This window comes from Pseudarthrobacter sp. CC12, from assembly GCF_039907755.1.
Lineage (GTDB): Bacteria > Actinomycetota > Actinomycetes > Actinomycetales > Micrococcaceae > Arthrobacter > Arthrobacter niigatensis.
Window position 1 is genome coordinate 1 of sequence record NZ_JARDJH010000073.1, and the last position, 2,666, is coordinate 2,666.

General features: G+C 66.9%; 2 protein-coding genes. Both read right to left on the minus strand.

The features are described 5' to 3' along the window. Positions 1-132: 132 nt before the first annotated feature. On the minus strand, positions 133-921 hold the full coding sequence (gene istB / locus PV772_RS22815) for an IS21-like element helper ATPase IstB (RefSeq protein WP_236801304.1): 789 nt from the start codon (positions 919-921) through the stop codon (positions 133-135). Continuing rightward, a complete protein-coding gene (gene istA / locus PV772_RS22820; RefSeq protein ID WP_236801303.1) occupies positions 918-2,471 on the minus strand; it encodes an IS21 family transposase in 1,554 nt (517 codons plus the stop codon). The genes istB and istA overlap by 4 nt, the downstream gene beginning before the upstream one ends. Between the last annotated feature and the right edge of the window lie 195 nt (positions 2,472-2,666).

The window sequence follows — 2,666 nt, forward strand, 5'->3', positions numbered from 1 at the left end:
TGTCAATGGCCAGTTGTTTCTGCCCACGGACGGCCACTAAAAGTGCCCACTGGTGGCCAGTAAAACTGCCCGGTTATGGCCAATAGATCTGCCCACTGATTGGTTCGGCGGGATTGGCCATCGTTGGGTTGGTCAGTTCAGTCGGGTGACTCCTTTTCCGGCGAGGGCTTGGGTGAGGCGGATGGAATCGCCGCTGGTTTGGCAGACGTGGGCGTGGTGCAGCAGCCGGTCAACGGTGGCGGTGGCGAGGGTTTTGGGCATGAGCTCGTCGAACCCGGCGGGGTGGAGGTTGGAGCTGATCGCGACGGACCGTTTTTCGTAGGCGGCGTCCACGACCCGGTAGAGGCCTTCGGCGGCGTCGGTGGCCACGGGCAGCAGGCCAATGTCGTCGATGACCACGAGTTCGGCGCGGAGGATCCGGGCGACGGCCCGGGTGACACTGTCATCGGTGCGGTGGGCGCGGATAAGGACACCGAGGTCCTCGAGCCTGAACCACGCGACCCGCATCCCGGCTTCGACGGCCTGCTGGCCGAGGGCTTCGAGGAAGAACGTCTTCCCCGTCCCCGAGGGCCCGCAGACGACCAGGTTTTCCCGCCGGCTGATCCATTCCAAGGTCCGGAGGGCTTGCTGGGTCGGGGCGGGGATGGAGGACGCTGCCTGGTCCCACGCCTCGAAGGTTTTTCCGGTCGGGAACCCAGCTGCTTTGCGGCGGGAAGCGAGCATGGACCGGGCCCGGCCAGCGGCTTCCTCGGTGAAGAGGGCTCTGATGACCTCGGCCGGTTCCCAGCGCTGGGCGCGGGCGGTCGCGATCAGGTCCGGTGCCAGCGCCCGGGCATGGGGCATTTTCAGGGACCGCATCAACGTTTCCAGGTCTGCCGGTAGCGGAGGGGCGGCGGTGTTGGGCGTGGTGACGGGGCTCATCGGGCCTCCTCCGGGGTGATCTTGGTCGTGGTGTTGGTTGCGGTGTTCAGAGCGGGGTTACCGATCGCGGCCCACGCACCTGTTCCCTGGGTCAGCGAGCTCGCTTCGTTGGCCGCGTGAGTGGTGGTGCGGCGGATGTTGGCGTTCAGGATCGAGGCGAGGTCCTGGTGCGCGAACCGGCCATGCAGGGCGGCGTCGCCGAGGGCGCGGTCGACCTGGTTGGTGCCGGCGATTTTGGCCAGCGTGACGGCTTCGGCCATTTTCACGTTCATCCGTGCCGTTCCGGCCGCGGCGGCCTCGATCAGCCAGGTTCTGGCGCCTTCGCCGATGGCCAGGAACGCGGCCTCGTCCGCGCTGCGGGCCCTGACCTCGTAATCGCCGGGGACCCTGGTCCGGGTTCCGGGGAAGTGTTCGTCGTTGATGGCGGGGCTGCCGGGCCGGGCCCGGTCGTGGCGGGCGACTTCGACCGGACCACCGGCGCCGTGGTGGACGATGATGACCTGCTCGCCGGGCCCGGTCCCGTGGGTTCGGACGAACACCCGGGCCCCGAGCAGGTGGGCCGGGACAGAGTACTGGGCGTTTTCGAAGGTGACCATCGGGGTGTTCTCCGGAACCATGCGGGCCAGACCGAACGCGACCGTGTGAGCAGTATCCGGGATCCGGTGCAACCGCGGGGCTTCCTCGGCGAGCATGGCCGCGGGCTTCCGCCGCGTCGTCCGGTGCTCACGGTGATTGACCTCGTCCATGAACGCCTGGCAGGCGGCCTCGACTTCGGCGAACGTGGCGTATTCGTCGCGGAGATTGGTGTCTTTGGGCACGAGGTCGGCCTTGGCGAGTTTCACGGACGCTTCGACTCCGCCTTTGGTTGCCGGGTCCGCGGGCTGGCAGGTCAGCACGGTCACCCCGTAGTGCCGGGCGAAGTCCAGGGTCTGCTGGTTCCGCACCGGGACCCCGGCAACATGGGCGGTGGTGACGGTCTTCTCGTTGTCCGTGAGTACATACGTTGGTGCTCCGCCGAGGATTCGGAAGCACCGGTCCAGGGCCGCGAAGACGCTCGGCGCCGTCCGGTCTTTGAGCGGGATCACGATGCGGAAGCGGGAGAACGCCAGCCACGCCACGAAAAGGATGGTCTTCACCCCGCCGATCCGTGGCCCGTCGCCGAAGTCGTACTGCAGCCACATGCCCGGTTCGGTGATCCAGGGCCGGTGGACGCGGGTGTGACCCAGCCGCCATGCCGCCTTGACCTGAGCGATCGCCCGTCGGGTGGAGCGTTCCGAACCCGTATAGCCCAGCGCGAGGAGCTTTGCGTGGGCCTTATCGGCCCGGATCCGGCCCTTGGAGGCCTCCACCCATTCTTCGATCTTAGGCAGGTACGGGTCGGTGACCCGGCCCCGGGCCGTTGGTTCCCCGATCGGCCGGCCGGCGTCCCGGGCGGCGACGTGTTTGGCAACGGTGTGGTGCGAGCAGCCCGTGAGCTCCGCGGTGGCGCGCAACGATCCGGTCAGATCGTAGGCAGCAAGAATTTCCATGATTTCTCCGTCAGACTTCATACAGGGCCTCTTCCTGGTTCGCTTGGTGCGCTTAGACACCGTCATCAAACCCCAGGGAGAGGCTCCCGCCGCTTAAGGCGCGGTCGGTTCAGTAAAAGAAGTGGGCAGATCTCATGGCCACCATCGGGCAGTTTTACTGGCCGTCAGTGGGCACTTTCGTGGCCGCCTATGGGCAGTTTTTCATGGCCGCTAACA